General features: G+C 72.4%; 15 protein-coding genes and 1 pseudogene. 13 read left to right on the top strand and 3 right to left on the bottom strand.

What is annotated here, in order from left to right:
* Window positions 1–23 precede the first annotated feature (23 nt).
* From coaE (G6R13_RS00490) to G6R13_RS00460, 7 genes and pseudogenes are all read left to right on the top strand, one after another.
* Entirely contained in the window at window positions 24–2,393 is a 2,370-nt protein-coding gene (gene coaE / locus G6R13_RS00490) for a dephospho-CoA kinase (RefSeq protein ID WP_041102705.1), read from the top strand.
* Window positions 2,390–3,037: a dephospho-CoA kinase gene (gene coaE, locus G6R13_RS00485; protein ID WP_036315330.1), complete on the top strand. Its 648-nt coding sequence runs from the start codon at window positions 2,390–2,392 to the stop codon at window positions 3,035–3,037. The genes coaE (G6R13_RS00490) and coaE (G6R13_RS00485) overlap by 4 nt, the downstream gene beginning before the upstream one ends.
* Window positions 3,038–3,074: 37 nt before the next feature.
* Entirely contained in the window at window positions 3,075–5,204 is a 2,130-nt protein-coding gene (uvrB, locus tag G6R13_RS00480; protein ID WP_036315328.1) for an excinuclease ABC subunit UvrB, read from the top strand.
* Window positions 5,205–5,281: 77 nt separating this feature from the next.
* On the top strand, window positions 5,282–5,920 hold the full coding sequence (locus G6R13_RS00475) for a SatD family protein (RefSeq protein ID WP_036315325.1): 639 nt from the start codon (window positions 5,282–5,284) through the stop codon (window positions 5,918–5,920).
* Window positions 5,917–6,681 carry a hypothetical protein gene (locus G6R13_RS00470; protein WP_036315322.1) on the top strand — a complete coding sequence of 255 codons (765 nt, stop codon included), beginning with the start codon at window positions 5,917–5,919 and terminating at the stop codon, window positions 6,679–6,681. The genes G6R13_RS00475 and G6R13_RS00470 overlap by 4 nt, the downstream gene beginning before the upstream one ends.
* Before the next feature lie 49 nt (window positions 6,682–6,730).
* A pseudogene (locus tag G6R13_RS00465) lies at window positions 6,731–7,570 on the top strand (TerC/Alx family metal homeostasis membrane protein); the annotation flags it as partial.
* Window positions 7,571–7,586: 16 nt separating this feature from the next.
* A complete protein-coding gene (locus tag G6R13_RS00460) occupies window positions 7,587–8,846 on the top strand; it encodes a TerC family protein (protein WP_036315319.1) in 1,260 nt (419 codons plus the stop codon).
* Window positions 8,847–8,899: 53 nt separating this feature from the next.
* Here the strand turns inward: G6R13_RS00460 and G6R13_RS00455 are convergent, their stop codons facing one another.
* Entirely contained in the window at window positions 8,900–10,366 is a 1,467-nt protein-coding gene (locus G6R13_RS00455; RefSeq protein ID WP_036315316.1) for an alpha/beta fold hydrolase, read from the bottom strand.
* A gap of 32 nt (window positions 10,367–10,398) precedes the next feature.
* Complete coding sequence (locus G6R13_RS00450) at window positions 10,399–13,032, bottom strand: DEAD/DEAH box helicase (RefSeq protein WP_123243858.1); 2,634 nt, start codon at window positions 13,030–13,032, stop codon at window positions 10,399–10,401.
* Window positions 13,033–13,074: 42 nt separating this feature from the next.
* Here G6R13_RS00450 and G6R13_RS00445 point away from each other — a divergent pair, with 42 nt between their 5' ends.
* Window positions 13,075–13,998 carry a methyltransferase domain-containing protein gene (locus G6R13_RS00445; protein WP_095695700.1) on the top strand — a complete coding sequence of 308 codons (924 nt, stop codon included), beginning with the start codon at window positions 13,075–13,077 and terminating at the stop codon, window positions 13,996–13,998.
* A 30-nt stretch (window positions 13,999–14,028) separates the two neighbouring features.
* On the opposite strand, the gene G6R13_RS00440 is transcribed toward G6R13_RS00445, so the two are convergent.
* The gene (locus G6R13_RS00440; protein ID WP_095695701.1) at window positions 14,029–14,709 is read right to left on the bottom strand and encodes an MBL fold metallo-hydrolase; all 681 of its coding nucleotides are present in this window, start codon (window positions 14,707–14,709) and stop codon (window positions 14,029–14,031) included.
* Window positions 14,710–14,822: 113 nt separating this feature from the next.
* Between G6R13_RS00440 and uvrA the strand changes: the two genes are divergently transcribed.
* Genes uvrA through yvcK form a run of 5 tightly spaced genes read left to right on the top strand, consistent with a single transcriptional unit; the run spans window position 14,823 to window position 22,373 of the window.
* Window positions 14,823–17,807, top strand: a complete 2,985-nt coding sequence (gene uvrA / locus G6R13_RS00435; protein WP_095695702.1) for an excinuclease ABC subunit UvrA — start codon at window positions 14,823–14,825, stop codon at window positions 17,805–17,807.
* A gap of 40 nt (window positions 17,808–17,847) precedes the next feature.
* Entirely contained in the window at window positions 17,848–18,519 is a 672-nt protein-coding gene (locus G6R13_RS00430) for a lysophospholipid acyltransferase family protein (RefSeq protein WP_036315306.1), read from the top strand.
* Entirely contained in the window at window positions 18,512–20,437 is a 1,926-nt protein-coding gene (uvrC, locus tag G6R13_RS00425) for an excinuclease ABC subunit UvrC (RefSeq protein ID WP_036315391.1), read from the top strand. The genes G6R13_RS00430 and uvrC overlap by 8 nt, the downstream gene beginning before the upstream one ends.
* Window positions 20,434–21,330, top strand: coding sequence for an RNase adapter RapZ (gene rapZ, locus G6R13_RS00420; RefSeq protein WP_070709578.1), 897 nt, complete (start codon window positions 20,434–20,436; stop codon window positions 21,328–21,330). Before uvrC ends, rapZ begins: the two co-directional genes overlap by 4 nt.
* Window positions 21,327–22,373 (top strand): uridine diphosphate-N-acetylglucosamine-binding protein YvcK, encoded by a 1,047-nt coding sequence (gene yvcK, locus G6R13_RS00415; RefSeq protein ID WP_123243857.1) that lies wholly within the window; start codon window positions 21,327–21,329, stop codon window positions 22,371–22,373. The genes rapZ and yvcK overlap by 4 nt, the downstream gene beginning before the upstream one ends.
* The last annotated feature ends 18 nt before the right edge of the window (window positions 22,374–22,391 follow it).

Raw genomic sequence — 22,391 nt, 5'->3', positions numbered from 1 at the left:
CATGACCCTGTCCCGGGAGACTCATGACTTCCCCGCTCACTCGCCTGCACGACACGTTGGGGCTCCGCACGAGTCCGGCGATCTTCTTCGGCTCGGCCGCCGCGGTCGTGCTCTTCACCGCCGCGATGGGCCTGTTCCCTGGCCCGGTCCAGGCGGCCTTCGGCGTGGTCTCGAGCTGGCTGCGCTACGACGTCGGCTGGATCTACACCCTCAGCCTGACCCTGCTGGTGGCGTTCCTGTTCATCCTCGCCGTGACCCGGTACGGCCGGGTCAAGCTCGGCGACGACGACGCGGTGCCGGAGTACTCCGGCCTGACCTGGTTCGGCATGATGTTCGCCGCCGGCGTCGGCGCGGTGCTGATGTTCTGGGGCATCGCGGAGCCGATGAACCACTACGCCAACCCGCCCATGGCGGGGACGGAGCCGTTCTCCGACCGCGCGGCCTCGGAGGCCATGGCGATCGCGAACTTCCACTTCGGCATCCACATGTGGGCGATCCTGCTCGTCCCGGGCCTGTGCTTCGGCTACTTCACGTACAAGCGCAAGCTGCCCCCGCGCGTGTCCTCCGCCTTCCAGCCCCTCCTCGGCGATCGCATCCACGGCCCCATCGGCAAGACGATCGACATCATCGCCGTGGTCTCCACCGTGTTCGGCCTCGGCGTGTCCGTGGGCCTGGGCGCCCTGCAGATCAACGCGGGCATGAACTACGTGCTGGGCACCCCCGTGGCCGGCTGGGTCCAGGCGCTCATCCTGGCCGTCGTCACCGCCGTGGGCACGGCCTCCGTGCTGGTCGGCATGGACAAGGGCGTCAAGCGGCTGTCCTACGCCAACATCCTGCTGGCGATCGCCCTGCTCGTGTACGTCCTGATGTGGGCCGTCTCCAGCATGGACGTCATCCGCGGCACCGTGCAGGCGATCGGCGAGTACGCCTCCATGCTGCCCGTGCTCTCCACCTACAACGACACGTACAACTCGGGCCAGTGGTCCGGTGACTGGACCGTTTTCTACTGGGCCTGGACCGTGACGTGGGCGCCCTTCGTGGGGATGTTCTTCGCCCGCATCTCACGCGGCCGCACCATCCGCTCCTTCATCATGGCCGGCCTCGGCCTGCCCACGGCGTTCGTCATCATCTGGATGGGCATCTACGGCTACTCCGCGTTCCAGTCGGACCGCGCCACCGCGCCGGCGCCGGGCCAGGGCGGTGACCTCACGCAGACGATCGTCACCGACGGCAACGTCCAGGCCGCCCTGTTCCAGCACCTGCAGGGCACGCCGCTCTACACGGTGGCCGCGGTCGTGGCGCTCGTGGTCATCACGCTGTTCTTCATCACCTCGATCGACTCGGGCGCGCTCGTGATGGACGCGATGGCCAATGGCCACGAGGATGCCGCGCCCCGCCGCCAGTCCGTGTTCTGGGCCGTGTCCATCGGCGCGGTCTGCGCGGCCATCATCCTCACCGCGGGCGAGAACGGCCTGGCGGCGCTGCAGGAGGTCATCATCGTGATCGGCCTGCCCATCCTGCTCATCACCGTCACGCAGGCCGCACTGCTGCTGCAGGCCCTGCGCGAGGACGCGGGTGCCGCGCGGCCCATGCGGACCCGCCAGTGGAAGCAGGTGCTGCCGGTCGAGGAGTACCGCCGCCGCGCCACCGAGGACGGCGTGGACGTCTCGGACTTCGTGATCCGCCCCGAGTTCGAGGTCGGCACCGAGCCGGAGAACGACACGCACACCCCGAAGACGTGGCACCAGCAGCGCATCGACGCGGCCAAGGCCCTCGTCACCGTCGGCCTGACCGGCGGCATCGCCGCGGGCCGCACCGAGGTCGGCGCGGAGCTCGAGCGGCTGGGCGCCGTCGTCGTGGAGTTCGACGACCTGATGGGGGAGATCCTCGTGCCCGGCAACCCCGTGCTCGAGGAGCTCCGCTCGGTCTTCGGCGAGGACATCGTCCGCGCGGACGGCACCCTGGACGCGCGCACCCTCAACCGGCTCACCACCGAGAGCTCGACCGCCCGGACGCGCATGTACGAGATCGTCTCCCCGGCGGTGCGCGACGAGGCGAACCGCCGGGCCCGCGAGATCGGCGAGGACTCCGTGCTGGTGGTCGACCTGGCCCTGCTGGCCGAGACCGGCTCCGGACAGGACTTCGACCAGGTGCTGGCCGTCTCCGCTCCCGCCGAGGTGCGCGTCGCCCGGCTCATGGAGTCCCACGACATGACCCGCGAGCGGGCCTGGGCCTTCATCGACGAGGAGGCGGCGGACGAGGAGCGGGCCGAGATCGCGGACACCGTGATCGAGAACGACGGCTCGCTCGAGGACCTGCAGGAGGCCGTCCGGGCATACTGGGAGGCCAAGATCCAGCCTCAGCTCGAGGCCGCCCGAGGAGAGCGCGTATGACCGAGACCGACCCGGTGGCCGAACGGCCGCGCGTCCATGTGGGCCTGACCGGCGGGATCGCCGCCGGCAAGTCCGCGGTGGCCCGTGTCCTGCAGGAGCGTGGCGCGCTCCTGGTGGACTCGGACGCCCTCGCCCGGCTGGTCCTCGAGAAGGGCACCGACGGGCTGGCCGCCGTCCAGGACGAGTTCGGGGACCGCGTCATCACCGCGGACGGTGAGCTCGACCGCGTCGAGATGGCCCGCATCGTCTTCGGGGACGAGGGCGCCCGACAGCGCCTGAACCGCATCGTGCACCCCCGGATCCGGGCTGCGGCCCGGCGCATCGTCGCCGAGGCCGGGCCGGACGCCGTCGTGGTCCAGGACGTGCCGCTGCTGGTGGAGACCGGGCAGGCGGACGCGTTCGACCTCGTGATCGTGGTGGAGGCCCCGCTCGAGGAGCGCCTGCGCCGGATGGTGGAGGACCGCGGCATGAGCCGCGCGGACGCCGAGGCGCGGATCGCGGCCCAGGCCACGGACGAGCAGCGGCGCGCCGTCGCGGACGTGGTCATCGTCAACGACGCCGACCTCGAGCGGCTCGCGTCCGTGGCGAACCAGGTGTGGGACCGGTTCCTCGCCCCCGGCGCGGCTGAGCCCTCGGCGGACTGACCGCCGGGGTGTCCGGGGCGCGACGTAGGGTTCTGCCATGAGCCTGGCCCAGAAGATCAACCGCGTCGTCGCCCCGTTCGAGGTCATCTCCCCCTACCAGCCCTCCGGTGACCAGCCGAAGGCCATCGCCGAGCTCGCCGAGCGCGTGGAGGCGGGGGAGAAGGACGTCGTCCTGATGGGCGCCACCGGCACGGGCAAGTCGGCGACGACGGCGTGGCTCGTCGAGCGCCTCCAGCGGCCCACGCTGGTGATGGTGCAGAACAAGACGCTCGCGGCGCAGCTGGCCAACGAGTTCCGGGAGCTGCTGCCCAACAACGCGGTCGAGTACTTCGTCTCCTACTACGACTACTACCAGCCCGAGGCGTACGTCCCGCAGACGGACACCTTCATCGAGAAGGACTCCTCCATCAACGAGGAGGTCGAGCGGCTGCGCCACTCGGCCACGAACGCGCTGCTGACCCGGCGGGACGTGATCGTGGTGGCCACCGTCTCCTGCATCTACGGCCTCGGCACGCCCGAGGAGTACATCGAGCAGATGGTCACCCTGCGCCGCGGTGCGGAGATGGACCGGGACGTGCTCCTGCGGCGGTTCGTGCAGATGCAGTACGTGCGCAACGACGTCGACTTCCACCGCGGCACCTTCCGGGTGCGGGGGGACACCGTGGAGATCATCCCCATGTACGAGGAGCTCGCGGTGCGCATCGAGTTCTTCGGGGACGAGATCGAGTCCATCCAGACCCTGCACCCGCTCACCGGCCAGGTGGTGCGCGAGGAGGAGGAGATGTACATCTTCCCGGCCTCGCACTACGTGGCCGGCGACGAGCGCATGGGCCGGGCGATCACCACCATCGAGGACGAGCTGCGGGAGCGGCTGCAGGAGCTGGAGTCCCAGGACAGGCTCCTCGAGGCGCAGCGGCTGCGCATGCGCACCACGTACGACCTCGAGATGATGCAGCAGATGGGCTACTGCAACGGCATCGAGAACTACTCGCGCCACATCGACGGCCGTCCCGCCGGCTCCGCCCCGCACTGCCTGCTGGACTACTTCCCGGACGACTTCCTGCTCGTGGTGGACGAGTCCCACGTGACCATCCCGCAGATCGGCGCGATGTACGAGGGGGACATGTCCCGCAAGCGCACCCTCGTGGAGCACGGCTTCCGCCTGCCCTCGGCCATGGACAACCGCCCGCTGAAGTGGGATGAGTTCCTCGAACGGATCGGGCAGACCGTGTACCTCTCCGCGACGCCGGGCGCCTACGAGCTCGGCCAGGCGGACGGCTACGTCGAGCAGATCATCCGGCCCACCGGGCTGGTGGACCCGCAGGTGGTGGTCAAGCCGACCGAGGGCCAGATCGACGACCTGCTCGAGCAGATCCGGGTGCGCACGGCCAAGGACGAGCGCGTCCTGGTGACCACGCTGACCAAGCGCATGGCCGAGGACCTCACGGACTACCTGCTCGAGGCGGGGGTGAAGGTCGAGTACCTCCACTCGGATGTGGACACGCTGCGCCGCGTGGAGCTGCTGCGGGAGCTGCGCAAGGGCACCTTCGACGTGCTGGTGGGCATCAACCTGCTGCGCGAGGGCCTGGACCTGCCCGAGGTCTCGCTCGTGGCGATCCTGGACGCGGACAAGGAGGGCTTCCTGCGCTCCACCACCTCCCTCATCCAGACCATCGGCCGCGCCGCCCGCAACGTCTCCGGCGAGGTCCACATGTACGCCGACAACGTCACGGACTCCATGCGGCGGGCGATCGACGAGACCGAGCGGCGCCGGGCCGTGCAGATCGCGTACAACGAGGAGCACGGGATCGACCCCCAGCCGCTGCGCAAGCGCATCGCGGACATCACGGACCAGCTGGCCCGGGAGGACGCGGACACCGCCGACTTCCTCAAGGGCATGGGGGGCGTGAAGTCCGGGTTCGACTTCGGCATGGGCCACCGCGGCCTCAGCTCACTGGACCGGGCCCCGGCCACGGGGGAGGGTGCCGAGGCCCCGGCGGTGGACCCGGCGTCGCTGCCCGCCAAGGACCTGGCCGATCTGATCGAGCAGATGTCGCAGCAGATGCACCAGGCGGCGGCGGACCTGCAGTTCGAGCTCGCGGCCCGCCTGCGCGATGAGGTCGGCGAGCTCAAGAAGGAGCTGCGGCAGATGAAGCGGGAGCAGTGACCGCCCGGCGCGTTCCGCGCCCCGGGGTGTTATGAAAACACTGATGAATATCTTCATATCAGTGATAGTGTGACGCCATGAGCGCAGCACCCCCGGTCGCGGCCGTGATCGCGGACATCGTCGGCTCCCGCGCCCTCCCGGACCGGGACCGCGCGCAGGAGCAGATCCTGGCCGCCTTCGCGGCCGCGGAACAGGACGTCCCGCCGCTGCGTCCCGCCTGGGCCAGCGTCGGCGACGAGTTCCAGGCGCTGCACCGCACCTGGCCGGACGCGCTCCGGCTGACCGTCCGCGTCACGCTCGCCCTGCCCCCGGGCCTGGACCTGCGCTTCGGGATCGGCCTGGGGCAGCGGCGGGCCCTGGACGCCGGCGGAGACGGCATCGAGGACGGACCGGCCTGGTATCGGGCCCGCGAGGCCGTCGAGCGCGCGCATGAGCGGGCTGTCGGAGCCGCGACCGCCTTCCGCGCCGCGGACCCGTCCCTCACCGCCGCCGTGGACGGGCTCGTCCTGCTGCGCGACCATGTCCTCGGCCGACTCAAGGCCCGCGAACGCCGAATCGCCGCCGCCCTGCTGGGCGGGGCGACCCAGGCGGAGGCGGCACGGGCGGAGCGGATCACGCAGTCCGCGGTGTCACAGGCCGTCGCGCGGTCCGGGATCGACCGGCTGCTCGAGCTGGACGCCGAGCTCGCCGCCGCGGCGACGGAGGTCGCGCCGTGACCGCCCTCGCCCTGCTCGCGCTGGGGCTGCACGACCTGCTCGACGCCGTCCTGCCCGGCGCCTGGCCCACCCCCCGGCGGCGGTGGCTGGCCCGGGCCGGCGCGGCGGTGGCCGCCGTCCTCGCCGCGGTGCTGGTGGCCGTCCTGGCGCCGACCGGCATCTCCGTCGCGGTGGGCGGCGGCCTGGTGGCCCTCGGCCTGCTGATGGGCTGGACGTGGCTGCACCCGGACCGGCCGCTCGGGGTGGTCGCGGTGGCGGCCGCGGTCGGCCTGGTGGCCGTGCTCGAGTCGACCCTGGCGCCCGCGGGTCTGCGCTCCGCGCCCCCGGCACTCACGCTGCTGGCGGTGACGGTGGCGCTGACCGAGACCGGCAACCGGGTCACCCGCGCGGTCCTCGCCCTGGCGGGCCGGTCCGCCGACGGGGGCGACGAGGAGGCGGAGGACCCCGCGGCGGAGCCCACGACCGTGCCGTCCGCCGCGCCCACGGACCCCGCGGCCGACGGCCTGCGCGGCGGTCGCTACATCGGGCCCATGGAGCGACTGCTCATGGTCGTCCTGGGGCTCGCGCAGGCCTATCCGGTGATCGCGGCCCTGATGGCGGCCAAGGGCATCGTGCGCTTCCCGGAGATCTCGGCGGACCGCGGAGCCGGCTCGCGCGCGGAGGAGTTCCTCATCGGCTCCCTCGCCAGCTGGGGCCTGGCCGCCGCCGGCGCCGTCGTCGTCTGGCTCGCCCTCGGCTTGACCGCCCCCGGCGCAGCCTGAGACCGGGCCCACCCGCATCCGCGCGCGGGACCGCACCCGTCTAGACTGGCGCGGCCCCCACGAGCCCTCCATGAAGGAGGCCGGCCTGTGGATCGGGTTCTACGTGGCGCTGGCGCTGGTCTTCGCGGGGCTGCTCTTCGCCCTGGGCGATGCGCAGCACGGCACCGAGTTCCTCGCCGGCTGGGTCACCGAGTACAGCCTCAGCGTGGACAACCTGTTCGTGTTCCTCATCATCATGGCCAAGTTCCAGGTGCCCCGCCGCTACCAGCAGGAGGTGCTGATGGTGGGCATCATCATCGCGCTGATCGCCCGCGCGGTGTTCATCGCGGTCGGCGCCGTCGCCATCGAGCACCTGACGTGGGAGTTCTACATCTTCGGCGCCTTCCTGCTCTGGACCGCCTGGCAGCAGCTCAAGGACGACGGCGGGGACGAGGAGTCCGAGCCGGGCGTCGTGGCCCGCCTGACCCGCCGCCTCAACGTGGCGCCGGACTACGACGGCAACCGACTGCGCACCACCGTGGACGGCCGGCGCATGTTCACCCCCATGGTGGTCGTGTTCATCACGATCGGCCTGACGGACGTGATGTTCGCGGTGGACTCCATCCCGGCGATCTTCGGCCTCACCCAGAACTGGTTCATCGTCCTGACCGCCAATATCTTCGCCCTCATGGGCCCGCACCAGCGGGCCCGACGACGCCCCGCTCCGCCCGCCGCGGGTCGGGGCGTCGTCGTGCGACCGGGTAGACTGACCGGCGACGTAGGGGAGTATCCCGAACACTGTGGACGTCAGCACGCCGCGGCCGCCGAGAGCGCGCCGCCGGCCGGACACAGGGGCCCGGGCCGCGGCCGCGGCGGGCGGAGAGACTTGCGGCACCGTCCTGACCCCTGACGCCGAGAGGTGACCCGTGGAAATCAACGGCCTGACCTGGGGCCTGACGATCGCGCTGATCGTCGGGCTCCTCGCGTTCGACTACTTCGCCCATGTCCGCAAGGCGCACACGCCGTCGATCCGGGAGGCCGCGATCTGGTCCGGCGTCTACGTCGGCCTCGCGCTCGTCTTCGGCCTCGTGTTCTTCGCCTTCGGCGACACCCAGCACGCGGTCGAGTACTACACCGGCTACCTGCTGGAGAAGGCGCTCAGCGTCGACAACCTGTTCGTCTTCCTGGTCATCATGGCCAGCTTTCGGGTGCCGCGCGAGTACCAGCAGAAGGTGCTGCTGTTCGGCATCACGTTCGCGCTGATCTCGCGCACCCTGTTCATCCTGCTGGGCGCCGCCGTCATCGCCGCGTGGTCGGACGTGTTCTACCTCTTCGGCCTGTTCCTGCTGATCATCGCCGGCGGCCAGCTCAAGGGCGAGATGTCCGGCGACGCCGAGGGCGCCCAGGACGAGGCGGACAACGTGATGGTCCGCCTCGTCAAGCGGTTCCTGCCCGCCTCCGAGCAGTTCGACGGCGACCGCCTCTTCACGACGGTGGACGGCAAGCGCCTCATGACGCCGATGCTCCTCGTGATGATCGCGATCGGCGCCACGGACATCCTCTTCGCCTTCGACTCCATCCCCGCGATCTTCGGCGTGACCCAGGAGGCGTACATCGTCTTCACCGCCACGGCGTTCTCGCTCATGGGCCTGCGCCAGCTGTACTTCCTGATCGACGGCCTGCTCGACCGCCTCGTCTACCTGGCCTACGGGCTCTCCGCGCTGCTGGCGTTCATCGGCGTGAAGCTGATCCTGCACGCCCTGCACGAGAACAACCTGCCGTTCATCAACGGCGGCGAGAACGTGCCCGTCGTCGAGATCCCCACGACGCTGTCCCTCGTGGTCGTCGTCGTGATCCTGGCGATCACCGTGGCGATCTCCCTGGCCTCGCCGAAGGGCCAGGCCCTGCGGGCGCTGCAGAACGCCGAGAAGTACTCGTATCGGTACTCGAAGCTGGCCGAGGACGCCGACCCGGCCGAGCGCGAGCGCGCCGCCGCCCTGATGGACCGCTGGACGGCCCGGGCCGAGGCCCTGGACCAGCGCTGGCGCGACCAGCTGCTCGAGCACAAGGACGCGTGGTCGGCCATCATCCGCACGGCCCACGAGACCCGGCTCGCCGATCCCCGTGACGACGACGCGCGCGGGGTCTCCGAGCAGATCGTGCGACAGGACGGGCCCACCGTCTGAGCCGATCACGGCACCGGGGGAGTGCTCCGCCGGCGCCCGGGCCCCCGGGCCGGTCAGTCGACCGGGTCGGGGGCCGTCGTCGTCCCGGCGCCGTCCGCCGCGGTCATCGCCAGGAGCCGGTCGAGGATCGCCGGCCCGTCGTCGGCGATGCCGTCGTGGTGGAAGGCGTCGGTCTCCCACACCTGCAGGCCGCGGACGCGCCGCGCCGTCTCGAGCGAGAGGTCCCGGTCCACGTACACGTCGTCGGCGTAGACCGCGGCGGCCACGGGGACGGTGTTCTGCGCCAGGGCAGCCACGTCGTAGAGCGGGCCCCACTGCGTGCGCTCGGCGAGCAGCCGCGCCGTGCCGGCCAGGGGCCGCAGCCGGGGGTCGACCTCGACGGACCAGGGCATGACGTGTTCGCCCGTGGGCAGCGGGACCGTGGTCGCCTCCGGGTCGAAGTCCGGGTGCTCGGCGAGCATCCGGGACGCCGACCAGCCGGTGTCCGCCCGGCCGCCGGCCAGGTCCGCCGGCTGCGCGTAGATCGCCTCGTGCAGCACGGTGTAGAGCGGGTTGACGAGGCGGTCGTCCTGGTCGGCGACGGCGGCCAGGAACGTCTCGGACAGGCGCGGCGCGGGTCCGGTGCGGTCCACGGCCTCGGCGAGGACCCAGTGCAGGCGGTCCACGCGGGTGTTGCCGCCCAGCAGCATGCCCAGACCCTGGGCCCGTCCCACGGTGAGCGGCCCGCCGCCGGGCAGGGGGATCGGGGCGCCCGCGGCCTCGGCGGCGCGGATCAGCCCCACGGCCTCCGACCACGCGTCGCGGTCGGCCGGGTGCCGGTCGAAGAACTCCTCGGTGCGGGCGCGCATCCGGGCGTAGGTGGCCCGGTAGACCCGGTCGGCGTGGCCGGTGAGCGGGGCGAGGCCGCCGGTCACCAGGCTGCGCTGCAGGCCCTCCGGGTGGAAGGAGAGATAGCTCAGCGTGCAGAACCCGCCGAAGCTCTGGCCCAGTGTGGTCCACGGCCCGGCGCCGAGGGCGAGGCGCAGCATCTCGGCGTCCCGCACGATCGAGGGCGCCCGCAGGTGCACCAGGTGCTCGGCGCGCGCCTCGTCCGTGGCGAAGGCGCCCGGGGCGGTCAGGGTCGCCACAGTGGCCGGGGTCGAACGCCCCGTGCCGCGCTGGTCCAGCAGCAGCACGCGGTGGCTCTCGGCCAGCGCGCCGAGCCAGCCGCTCAGGCGCGCCGGGCGGGGCCCGGCACTGCCGGGGCCACCCTGGAGGTACAGGGCCCAGGGGCGCTCGCCCTCGGGGTCGTCCTTCGCCCGGATCTCGCGGGCGAAGACGGTCAGCGTGCCGCGCCCGTGCGGCCCGACGCCGGTGCCCGCCGCGTCCTGCGCCTCGGCCTCGGCGAGGCCCAGCGCGTGGTCGATCGGCACCGAGAACCAGTGGTCCACCGTGACGGTGCCGTCGTAGAGCTCGGTGCGCTCGCCCACGCGGTGGCGGGCCGGCTCGAGGGGAGCGAAGCCGCGCGGGTCGCCCGCCACGGGCCGTCCTGCCGCCCGAGCGTCCCCGGCGCTCACAGGCCCCACCCGGACTCGGGCGCGCCCACGGAGACCACCCGGATCACGGGATGGCCCGCCTCGTCGGAGGCGTCCAGGTCGACCACGGCGTTGATCCCGTGGTCCAGGTCCCCGTCCGGGTCCTTCAGGACCTGCCGCACCGCCCACCAGCGCGGGCCGGCCAGCTCCAGCGGGGCGGCGACGTCGGGGGCCGCGGCCACGCGGAACAGCTCGGGGCCGCGCGCGGCGGGGCCGTCGTCGATGTCCTCGTGGTCGTCGAAGTAGGCGTCGAGGGCGTCGGCCCAGTCGTCGGCGGACAGCTCGCCGGACAGGCGCGCGAGCGCCTCGTCCCGCTCGTCGCCGAACAGGCGCACCCGCTGGAACATCGCGTTGCGGACCATCACCCGGAACACGGGCTCGTTGTCCGTCAGGCGAGGCGGGGCCGGCGGCTCGAGCGCCTCCATGTCCCGGCGCAGCTCGTCGATGTCCCCGGCCACCAGGTCCTCCCACTCCTCCAGGAGGGACGAGTCGGTCTGCTTCACCATCTCGTCGAGCCAGTCCAGCAGCACCTGGAGCTCCTCGGTGCGGGCCGCCTCGGGGACGGTGTGGCGCAGTGCCTTGACCGCGTCCGTGAGGTAGCGCAGCAGCACGCCCTCGGACCGGGCGATCCCGTAGAACCGCACGTAGTCGCCGAAGCCCATGGCCCGCTCGAACATGTCGCGCACCACGGACTTGGGGGTCAGCTCGAACTCCGCGAGCCACGGGGCGTCCTGCCGGTAGAGCTCGAACTGCTGCTCGAGGAGCTCGGCCAGCGGCCGCGGGTGGGTGATCTCGTCGAGGGCCCGCATGCGGTCGTTGTAGTCCATGCCCTCGGCCTTCATGGCGGCCACGGCCTCGCCCTTGGCGTGCTTGACCTGGGCGGAGAGCACCTGGCGCGGCGGGTCGAGGGTCGCCTCGATCACGGAGACGACGTCGAGCGCGTGGTCGGGATCGGCCGGGTCCAGCAGGTCGAGCGCGGCGAGGGCGAAGGGGGAGAGCGGCTGGTTGAGCGCGAAGTCCGGCTGCAGGTCCACCGTGAGGTCCACGGTGCGGCCCTCGGCGTCCGGCTCGGGCAGACGCTCGACGACGCCCGTGGCCAGCAGCTCCCGGAAGATCCCGAGCGCGCGGCGCATGAGCACCGCCTGGCGGGCCGGGGTCTCGTGGGTGCCGCGCAGCAGGCGCCGGACCGCGATGACCGGGTCGCCGGGCCGGTCGAGGATGTTCAGCAGCATGGAGTGCGTGATCCGCATGCGGGAGACCAGCGGCTCCGGCTCGGCGGAGACGAGGCGCTCGAACGTCGCCGGCCCCCACGAGACGAAGCCGGCCGGCGGGGTCTTGCGCTTGCCGGACTTCACGGACTGCTTCATGCGCTTGGCCCGCTCGGCCTCGTCCTTGACGTTCGCGAACTTCGCCGCGGCCTTGCGCTCGGCCGCCTTGTTCTCGATCACGTGCTCGGGGGCCTGGACCACCACGGTGCCGGAGGTGTCGAAGCCGGCCCGGCCCGCCCGGCCGGCGATCTGGTGGAACTCGCGGGCCTGGAGCAGGCGGGTCTTCTCGCCGTCGAACTTGGAGAGCGCGGTGAGCAGCACGGTGCGGATCGGCACGTTGATCCCGACGCCGAGCGTGTCCGTGCCGCAGATGACCTTGAGCAGCCCGTCCTGGGCCAGCTTCTCCACGAGGCGGCGGTACTTGGGCAGCATGCCCGCGTGGTGCACGCCGATGCCCGCCCGGACGAGGCGGTTGAGCGTGTGCCCGAAGCCCGCGGAGAAGCGGAAGCCGGCGATCCGCGCGGCGATCGCCTCCTTCTCCTCCCTGGACGTCACCGAGATCGAGGACAGCCCCTGGGCCGTCTCCACGGCGTCCAGCTGCGAGAAGTGCACGATGTACACCGGTGCCTGGCGGGTGCTCACGAGCTCCTCGACCTTCTCCTGCAGCGGCACCTCGGACCACTCGAACGTCAGCGGGATGGGGCGCTCCGCGTGGGCGACGACGGCGACCTCGCGCCCGGTGCGCTCGGTCAGGTCCGCCTCGAGGCGGGTCGTGTCGCCGAGGGTGGCCGACATCAGCAGGAACCGGGCCTGCGGCAGCTCGAGGAGGGGCACCTGCCAGGCCCAGCCGCGGGAGGGGTCCGCGTAGTAGTGGAACTCGTCCATCACCACGGTGCCGATCTCCATGCCCGAGCCCTCGCGCAGCGCGCGGTTGGCGAGGATCTCGGCGGTGCAGCAGATGATGGGGGCGTCACCGTTGACGGTGGAGTCACCCGTGACCATGCCGACGTTCTCCGCGCCGAACACGTCCACCAGCGCGAAGAACTTCTCCGAGACGAGCGCCTTGATCGGCGCCGTGTAGTAGGAGACGGCGTCGTGGGCGAGCGCGTCGGCGTGCGCGGCCAGCGCCACCAGGGACTTGCCGGAGCCGGTGGGCGTCGCCAGGATCACGTGCCGGCCCTGGACCAGCTCGAGGGCGGCCTCCTCCTGGGCGGGGTAGAGCGCGATGCCGCGGTCCTCGGTCCAGGCCGCGAAGGCCCCGAAGACGTCGTCGGCGTCCGGGGTCGGCGGGAGGGCGTCGATGCGGTCGGTCAGCGAGGGCGGGTTCGTGGCGGCAGAAGTCATCGCCCCCAGGGTATCGGCCGCTCCGCGCGATACGGTGCCGCCATGAGTCAGATCGCGCCCGAGAGCCCGCACCCGGACACCGACGCCGTCGTGGGGGACGTGACCGGCCGAGAGGGCGGGGGGTTCACCTGGGATCCCGCGCAGTACGAGGGCTTCGCCGAGCACCGCGCCCGCCCCTTCCACGACCTGGTGGGGCGCGTGCGCGCCGAGGCGCCGCGCGTCGTGGTGGACCTGGGCTGCGGCCCGGGGACCCTGACCCGGACGCTGGCCGAGCGCTGGCCGGACGCCGAGGTGATCGGTCTGGACGACTCGCCCGCGATGCTCGAGCGGGCCCGAGAGCAGGCGGCCCGCACGGGTGCCCCCGCCAACCTGCGCTTCGAGGCGGTCGACGCCTCGCAGTGGCGCCCGTCGGGGGCGACGGACGTCGTGGTGTCCAACGCGATGCTCCAGTGGATCCCGACGCACCGTCGCCTGATCCGGCGCTGGCTCGGGGACCTCACGCCGGGGGCGTGGTTCGCGGCGCAGATCCCGCGGCCCTACGAGCAGCCCTCCCATGCGGCGATCGTGGCGCTGGCGGAGGACCCGGCCTTCTCCGAGCCGCTGCACGGGGTGGCGACGACCCGCACCGTGGCGCCGCCCGAGGAGTACACGCGGCTGTTCCTCGAGGCGGGGTGGTCCCCGGTCGTCTGGGAGACGGAGTACCAGCAGGTGCTGACGGGCGAGGACCCGGTGTTCCGATGGACCTCCGGCGCGGCCCTGCGACCGAGCCTGCAGGCTCTGGCCCGCTGGGACGCCGAGGAGGGCGCCGCCGAGGGCGCCGGGCTGCTCGAGGCGTTCGTGGACCGGTACCGCGCCGCCATGCGCGAGGCGTACCCGCCGGTGCCCGGCGTCACGGCCGACGACGGCGGCCCGGTCACGATCTTCCCGGCCCGGCGCCTGTTCATGGTCGGGCAGAAGCCGGCCTGACGCCGGGCCCGGGAGTGCCCGGGCGGGCCGTCACCAGCCGCGCTCGGCCCACTCCGGCAGGTGGGGGCGCTCGGCGCCCAGGGTCGTGGAGGCGCCGTGGCCGGGGTGGACCACCACGTCGTCGTCGAACGCGTCGAAGATCCGATCGGTGACGTCCGTGAACAGCTGACGGAACCGGCCGTCGTCGCCCTCGGTGTTGCCCACCCCGCCCGGGAAGAGGGCGTCGCCGGTGAAGAGCACGGCCGGCTCGTCCGCCTCGGGGCGGCACACCAGCGCGATGGACCCGGGCGTGTGGCCGCGCAGGGCCACGACCTCGAGCCGGAGCCCGTCCGCCCCCACGGTGTCCCCGTGGCGCAGGCGCACGTCGGGGGCGACCCCCGTGGCCTCGGCGATCGCGTCGGCGTCGTCCTCGCCGGCCGCCGTGCGGGCCCCGGTCAGGGACGCCAGCACCGGCAGTGCGCGCACGTGGTCCCAGTGCCGGTGCGTGGTGACGATCATCTCGAGGCGCGGCTCGCACGGGGTGTCGTCCGCGGCCGAGGCGATGAGGTCGCGGATGGCCTCGGCGTCGTCGGCGGCGTCGATCAGCACCTGCGCCCCCGTGGTCTTGGAGGTGAGCAGGTACACGTTGTTGTCCATCTCCGACACGGAGCAGGTGCGCACCGTGACGGCGGGCAGATCGTGCAGGAGGCGGTTCCGGGCGGTCTCGGGCATGCGCAACAGTGTACGGACGGGGCGGCGAGGCGCCAGGGCGGGCCCAGCCCGCGGTGGGTTCGCCCATAGGCGAGACCCCGGTGTCGTGTCCGTGCCGCCCCTATGCTGGCCGCGTGCCCAAGAACTCCTCCACCACCGTCTCCTCCGCCGTCGAGACCCACGCCGGCGGCCTCGCCTCCGGCCCCGGCGGCGCGCGCTCGGGCGAGCGGGACCGCATCGTCGTCCAGGGCGCCCGCGAGCACAACCTGAAGGACGTGGACGTCAGCTTCCCGCGGGACGCCATGGTCGTGTTCACGGGTCTGTCCGGCTCGGGCAAGTCCTCCCTGGCCTTCGACACGATCTTCGCCGAGGGCCAGCGACGCTACGTCGAGTCGCTCTCCTCCTACGCCCGCATGTTCCTGGGCCGGGTGGACAAGCCGGACGTGGACTTCATCGAGGGCCTGTCCCCGGCCGTGTCCATCGACCAGAAGTCCACCAACCGCAACCCGCGCTCCACGGTGGGGACCATCACCGAGATCTACGACTACATGCGCCTGCTCTGGGCGCGCGTCGGGGTGCCGCACTGCCCGCAGTGCGGGGAGCCGGTGAGCCGGCAGACCCCGCAGCAGATCGTGGACCAGCTCGAGGAGCTGCCCGAGCGCACCCGCTTCCAGGTGCTCGCGCCCGTGGTCCGCGGCCGCAAGGGCGAGTTCGTGGACCTGTTCCAGGACCTGTCCACGCAGGGCTTCGCCCGCGCCGTCGTGGACGGGGAGACCGTCCAGCTCTCGGACCCGCCCGTGCTGAAGAAGCAGGTCAAGCACACCATCGCCGTCGTCGTGGACCGCCTCGCCATGAAGGAGGGCATCCGCCAGCGCCTCACCGACTCGGTGGAGACCGCCCTGAAGCTGGCGGACGGCCTCGTCGTGGCCGAGTTCGTGGACGTGGAGCCGGTCGCCGAGAAGGCCAAGAAGAACACCGCGGAGTTCGGCGGGCGGGACGCCGAGGGCAACCCCCGGTACCGCTCGTTCTCCGAGAAGCTCTCCTGCCCCAACGGGCACGAGCAGACCGTGGACGAGATCGAGCCGCGCTCGTTCTCCTTCAACAACCCGTTCGGCGCGTGCCCCGAGTGCACCGGCATCGGCTCCCGCCTGCAGGTGGACCCGGACCTCGTCGTCGCCAACGACGAGCTGTCCCTGCGTGAGGGCGCCGTGGTGCCGTGGTCGCTGGGCAAGTCCACCTCGGACTACTGGCTGCGCGTGCTCGGCGGGCTGGGCAAGGAGATGGGCTTCTCCCTGGACACCCCGTGGAAGGACCTGACGGAGGCGGAGCGCGACGCCGTCCTGAACGGCAAGGACTTCAAGGTGGAGGTGACGTTCCGCAACCGGTTCGGGCGCGAGCGCCGCTACACCACGGGCTTCGAGGGCGTCATCCCCTACGTGATGCGCAAGCACGGGGAGACCGAGTCGGACGGCGCCCGCGAGCGCTACGAGTCGTTCATGCGGGAGATCCCGTGCCCGGCGTGCCACGGGGCCCGCCTCAACCCCACGGTCCTGAACGTGCTCGTGGGCGGCCTGTCCATCGCGGACGCCACCCGCCTGCCCATGCGGGAGGCCATGGAGTTCTTCTCGGGGCTGCGACTGACGGACCGCGAGCGGCAGATCGCGGACCAGGTGCTCAAGGAGATCCTGGCCCGGCTGGCGTTCCTGCTGGACGTCGGCCTCGAGTACCTCAACCTGGAGCGGCCGGCCGGCACCCTCTCCGGAGGCGAGGCCCAGCGCATCCGCCTGGCCACGCAGATCGGCTCCGGGCTGGTCGGCGTCCTCTACGTGCTCGACGAGCCGTCCATCGGCCTGCACCAGCGGGACAACCGCCGCCTCATCGAGACCCTCCTGCGCCTGCGGGACCTCGGCAACACCCTCATCGTCGTCGAGCACGACGAGGACACGATCGCCGAGGCGGACTGGATCGTGGACATCGGTCCTCGCGCGGGCGAGCACGGCGGCGAGGTCGTGCACTCGGGCTCCCTGGCGGATCTCAAGGCGAACACGCGGTCCGTCACCGGCGACTACCTCTCCGGCCGCCGCTCCATCGCGGTGCCGGAGCGGCGTCGCGTCCCGGAGAAGGGGCGCATGCTGACGGTCCGCGGGGCCCAGGAGAACAACCTGAAGGACGTCTCGGTGGAGGTCCCGCTCGGGGTCCTCACCGCCGTGACGGGCGTGTCCGGCTCCGGCAAGTCCACGCTGATCAACGAGATCCTCTACAAGGTCCTGGCCAACCGGCTCAACGGCGCCAAGCTCGTGCCCGGCCGGCACCGGTCCGTGGAGGGGCTCGAGCACCTGGACAAGGTGGTCCACGTGGACCAGAGCCCCATCGGGCGCACGCCGCGCTCCAACCCCGCCACCTACACGGGCGTGTTCGACGCGATCCGCAAGCTCTTCGCGGAGACCCCCGAGGCGAAGGTCCGGGGCTACCAGCAGGGCCGGTTCTCCTTCAACATCAAGGGCGGGCGCTGCGAGGCGTGCGCGGGCGACGGCACGCTGAAGATCGAGATGAACTTCCTGCCGGACGTCTACGTGCCGTGCGAGGTGTGCCACGGGGCCCGGTACAACCGGGAGACGCTCGAGGTCACCTACAAGGGCAAGAACATCGCCGAGGTCCTCGACATGCCGATCGAGGAGGCCGCGGACTTCTTCAGCGCGTACACCCGCATCTCGCGGTACCTGGACACGCTCGTCGACGTCGGTCTGGGCTACGTCCGCCTGGGCCAGCCCGCCACCACGCTCTCGGGCGGCGAGGCCCAGCGCGTGAAGCTGGCGGCCGAGCTCCAGAAGCGCTCCAACGGCCGCACCATCTACGTGCTGGACGAGCCGACCACGGGGCTGCACTTCGACGACATCCGCAAGCTCCTGCACGTGCTCCAGTCCCTCGTGGACAAGGGCAACACGGTGCTCACCATCGAGCACAACCTCGACGTGATCAAGAGTGCCGACCACGTGATCGACCTCGGCCCCGAGGGCGGCTCCGGGGGCGGCACGATCGTGGCCGCGGGCACGCCGGAGGAGGTCGCACACGTCGCGGAGAGCCACACGGGCCGGTTCCTCGCGGAACTGCTCGCGTAGCATGGACCCCGCCCACGCAGGACGCGGACGAAGGAGAGCCATGGCGACGTCGGAGCCCGTGCGCAGGAGCGCCGCCGCGCTCCTGCGGCTCACCTGCCGCCCCGAGGTCGTCGGCATGGAGCACGTCCCTGCGCGGGGCCCCTTCGTCATGGCCTCCAACCACCTGTCCTTCGTCGACTCGGTGATCCTCCAGGCCCTCGCCCCCCGCCCGGTCCACTTCTTCGCCAAGGAGGAGTACTTCACGGGCACGGGCCTGCGGGGCCGCGTCCGGCGGCGGTTCTTCGAGTCCGTGGGCTCCGTCCCCGTCCGCCGGGGCGAGCAGGCCGCCTCCGTGGCCGCGCTCGAGTCCCTCGTGGGCCTGCTCGAGTCCGGCCAGGGCGTCGGCATCTACCCGGAGGGCACCCGCAGCCGCGACGGCCGCCTCTACCGCGGCCGCACCGGTGCGGCCTGGCTGGCCCTGGCCACCGGCGCACCCGTGGTGCCCGTGGGCCTCGTCGGCACGCAGCACCTCCAGCCGCCGGACACGAACGGCTTCCGTCCCCACCGGTTCTCCGTGCGCGTGGGCGCGCCCCTGGACTTCGGCCACCCCGGGCGTCGACACACCCTGCCGCAGCGCCGCGACGCGACGGCGGCGATCATGGACGCCATCGGCGCGCTCTCGGGGCAGGAGCGCGTGGACGCCTACAACGCCGCCCCGGGCGCCCGTGGCTGATCCGGCCTCCTACCGCCCGGCTCCGGGCGAGATCTCCACGTCGCCCGGCGTCTACCGCTTCCGCGACGCGGACGGACGCGTCGTCTACGTCGGCAAGGCGAAGAACCTGCGCGCCCGCCTGAGCTCCTATTTCCAGGACCCGGCTCGGCTGGCCACCAAGACCCGGACCATGGTGTTCACGGCGGCCGCGGTCGAGTGGACCGTCGTCGGCTCCGAGCTGGAGGCGCTCCAGCTCGAGTACACGTGGATCAAGGAGTATCGCCCCCGGTTCAACATCATGTACCGGGACGACAAGTCGTACCCCTACCTGGCCGTGACTATGAACGAGCAGTTCCCGCGCGTCCAGGTGATGCGCGGCGACCGGAAGCCCGGCGTGAAGTACTTCGGCCCGTTCCACCCGGCCAAGGCGATCCGGGAGACCGTGGACCTGATGCTGCGCGTCTTCCCGGTCCGCACGTGCTCGGCCGGCGTGTTCAAGCGGGCCCGCGCCCAGGACCGGCCGTGCCTGCTCGGCTACATCGGCAAGTGCTCGGCGCCCTGCGTGGGCCGGATCAGCCCGGCGGACCATCGCGCGCTGGCCCAGGACTTCTGCGACTTCATGGCCGGGGATGCGAACCGGTTCATCCGCGAGCTGGAGAAGGCCATGGCCCGCGCCGTCGAGGAGCTGCGCTACGAGGACGCGGCCCGGCTGCGGGACGACATCGCCGCGCTGCGCCGCGTGTTCGAGCGCAACGCCGTGGTGCTGCCGGAGAACACGGAGGCGGACATCTTCGCCCTGCACGCGGACGAGCTGGAGGTCGCGGTGCAGGTGTTCCACGTCCGGCAGGGTCGCATCCGCGGCCAGCGCGGCTGGGTCATGGAGCGCGTGGAGGACGTCGCCGAGCCGGAGATGGTCGCGCACCTGCTCCAGCAGGTCTACGGCGACCTCGAGGGGCCGGAGCGCATCCCGCACGAGATCCTCGTCCCGGTCGAGCCCGACGACGCCGCACAGCTCACCGAGTGGCTCTCGGGCCTGCGCGGGTCCCGGGTCGCCGTGCGCGTGCCCCGGCGGGGCTCGAAGGCGGACCTCATGGAGACCGTCCGGGAGAACGCGGAGATGGCCCTCAAGCTGCACAAGTCGCGGCGGTCCGGGGACCTCACCACCCGCTCCGCCGCCCTGCGGGAGCTGCAGGAGGCCCTGGAGATCACCGAGCCCCTGCTGCGCATCGAGTGCTACGACATCTCCCACTCCCAGGGCACCAACGTGGTCGGCTCGATGGTCGTCATGGAGGACGGGCTGCCGAAGAAGAAGGACTACCGCCGCTTCAACGTCACGGGGGAGGCCGCCCGGGACGACACGGCGTCCCTGCGCGACGTCCTGCGGCGTCGTTTCGCCCGCCTGGCCAAGGAGCGCGCGGAGGGCGCCCCGCTCTCCGGCCAGGTCGAGGGGGACGATCAGGAGGCGGGGCGCCGCTTCGCGTACCCGCCCTCGCTCGTGGTGGTCGACGGCGGCCCGCCCCAGGTGGCCGCGGCCGCGGCGGTCCTCGAGGAGCTGGGCCTGGACGACCTGCCCGTGGTCGGGCTGGCCAAGCGGCTCGAGGAGGTGTGGCTGCCGGGCGACGAGTTCCCGGTGGTCCTGCCGCGCACCTCGGAGGGCCTGTACCTGCTCCAGCGCATCCGTGACGAGTCGCACCGGTTCGCGATCGCGGGCCACCGCAGCCGGCGGTCCAAGGCGATGACCGTCTCCGCCCTGGATGGGATCCCGGGCCTGGGCCCGGCCAAGCGCACCGCGCTGCTGAACCACTTCGGCTCCGTCGCCGAGATCCGGGCCGCCGGCGTGGACCGGCTGACCGAGGTCGCCGGCATCGGGCCGCGGCTGGCCGAGGCCGTCCACACGGCGCTCACGGCCGACACGCCCGCGGATACAGTGGAGTCATGATCGAGGAGACCCTCCAGCCGGAGAAGCCGCCGACATCCGAGGTGCTCGTGATCGCCGGGATGTCCGGCGCCGGACGGACCACCGCCGCGCACGCGCTCGAGGACCACGGCTGGGACGTGGTGGAGAACATGCCGCCGGCCCTGTTCGGCACGCTGGCCGAGCTCATCGCCCGCTCGCCGGAGGCGTTCCCGCGCCTAGCGATCGTGGTGGACGTGCGCTCGCGCTCCTACTTCGAGGAGCTGTACGCCGCCCTGCAGCACCTGGCCAACAGCGGAGTGGAGTATCGCACCGTGTTCCTCGATGCGGAGGACCACGTCCTCCTGCAACGCTTCGAGGCCGGCCGCCGCCCCCACCCGATGCAGGGCAACGCCCGGCTGCTGGACGGCATCCGCGCGGAGCGGGACGTCGTCGAGCCTCTCAAGGCGCGTGCCGACGTCGTGGTGGACACCACCGAGCTGAACGTGCACGGCCTGGCCACGGAGATCACCGAGCTGTTCTCGGAGTCCGGCCCCGTCACGCTGCGCCTGACCATCATGAGCTTCGGGTTCAAGTACGGCGTCCCGGCGGACGCGAACTTCGTGGCGGACATGCGCTTCATCCCCAACCCCCACTGGGTGCCGGCGCTGCGTCCGCACACGGGCACGGAGGCCGCGGTCGCGGACTACGTGCTCTCCCGCCCCGGTGTCGAGGACTTCCTGCGCGCGTACGTCGCCATGCTGGGGCCGGTGTTCGAGGGCTACCGGCGGGAGAACAAGCACTACGCCACGCTCGCCATCGGCTGCACGGGCGGCAAGCACCGCTCCGTGGCCGTCGCCGAGGAGCTCGCCCGGCGCCTGGCCCAGGTGCCCCACGTCACGGTGCACGTCCAGCACCGGGACATGGGGCGCGAATGACGTCCCCGCTCACCGGCCAGCTGCCCCTGCCGCCCGGGATGGGTTCGGAAGGGCGCGGGGTGGGCGCCGGCATGTCCCGCCCCACGGCCCGGGTCACCGCCCTCGGCGGCGGCCACGGCCTCTCCGCGTCCCTCGCGGCCCTGCGGCACGTGGCCGGGCACCTCACGGCCGTCGTCACGGTGGCGGACGACGGCGGCTCCTCCGGCACCATCCGCCGGGAGATGGCGGTGCTGCCGCCCGGCGACCTCCGCATGGCGCTGGCCGCCCTGTGCGACGACACCGACTGGGGTCGGACCTGGGCCCACGTCATGCAGCACCGCTTCCGCTCCACCGAGGTGCCCGCGGACCAGGCCACCCTGGACAACCACGCGCTCGGGAACCTCCTGATCGTCGCCCTCTGGGAGCTGCTGGGCGACCCGGTGGACGGGCTGCGCTGGGCCGGCGCCCTGCTGCGGGCGCACGGCGAGGTCCTGCCGGTCTCGCGGGTGCCGCTGACCATCGGCGGGGACGTGCTCAGCGCCGGCCCGGACGGCCGCCTGCGCACCCGATGCGTGGAGGGCCAGGTGGCCCTCGCGGTCGCCGCGTTCGAGGGGCGCGTCACCGACGTCCGCCTGAGCCCGTCCGACGCCCCCGCCACCCCGGAGGCGCTCTCGGCGATCGAGCTGGCCGACTGGGTGGTGCTCGGACCCGGCTCGCTGTACACGTCGGTGCTGCCGCACCTGCTGATGCCGGACGTGCGCGCGGCCCTCGCCGCCACCGCCGCCCGGCGCCTCATGGTGCTGAACCTGCGCACGGGAGACCAGGAGACCACCGGCCTCACCCACGCCGACCACCTCAAGGTGCTGCGCTCCTATGCGCCGGACCTCCGGCTGGACGTGGTGATCGCCGACGTGGACGCGGTCACCGACCGGGCGGCGGTGGAGGCCGAGGCGGCCCGGATGGGCGCGCGCGTGGCGTTCAGTAGAGTGAGCAGTGCCCAGGATCCCCAGGTCCACGACCCGCTGCGCCTGGCCGTCGCGATCGACGAGGCGATGACCCACTGACGCGCGCACCTCGCCGAG

It is taken from the genome of Micrococcus sp. Alg238-R198 (assembly GCF_900537135.1).
Classification (GTDB): domain Bacteria; phylum Actinomycetota; class Actinomycetes; order Actinomycetales; family Micrococcaceae; genus Micrococcus; species Micrococcus luteus.
This window is presented reverse-complemented; position numbering and strand designations above follow the sequence as displayed.

Excerpts from the sequence above, each read along its gene's own strand:
- coaE (WP_041102705.1), top strand. The coding sequence starts at position 24 with ATGACTTCCCCGCTCACTCGCCTGCACGACACGTTGGGGCTCCGCACG.
- coaE (WP_036315330.1), top strand. The coding sequence starts at position 2,390 with ATGACCGAGACCGACCCGGTGGCCGAACGGCCGCGCGTCCATGTGGGC.
- uvrB (WP_036315328.1), top strand. The coding sequence starts at position 3,075 with ATGAGCCTGGCCCAGAAGATCAACCGCGTCGTCGCCCCGTTCGAGGTC.
- G6R13_RS00475 (WP_036315325.1), top strand. The coding sequence starts at position 5,282 with ATGAGCGCAGCACCCCCGGTCGCGGCCGTGATCGCGGACATCGTCGGC.
- G6R13_RS00450 (WP_123243858.1), bottom strand. The coding sequence starts at position 13,032 with ATGACTTCTGCCGCCACGAACCCGCCCTCGCTGACCGACCGCATCGAC.
- G6R13_RS00445 (WP_095695700.1), top strand. The coding sequence starts at position 13,075 with ATGAGTCAGATCGCGCCCGAGAGCCCGCACCCGGACACCGACGCCGTC.
- G6R13_RS00440 (WP_095695701.1), bottom strand. The coding sequence starts at position 14,709 with ATGCCCGAGACCGCCCGGAACCGCCTCCTGCACGATCTGCCCGCCGTC.
- G6R13_RS00430 (WP_036315306.1), top strand. The coding sequence starts at position 17,848 with ATGGCGACGTCGGAGCCCGTGCGCAGGAGCGCCGCCGCGCTCCTGCGG.
- rapZ (WP_070709578.1), top strand. The coding sequence starts at position 20,434 with ATGATCGAGGAGACCCTCCAGCCGGAGAAGCCGCCGACATCCGAGGTG.
- yvcK (WP_123243857.1), top strand. The coding sequence starts at position 21,327 with ATGACGTCCCCGCTCACCGGCCAGCTGCCCCTGCCGCCCGGGATGGGT.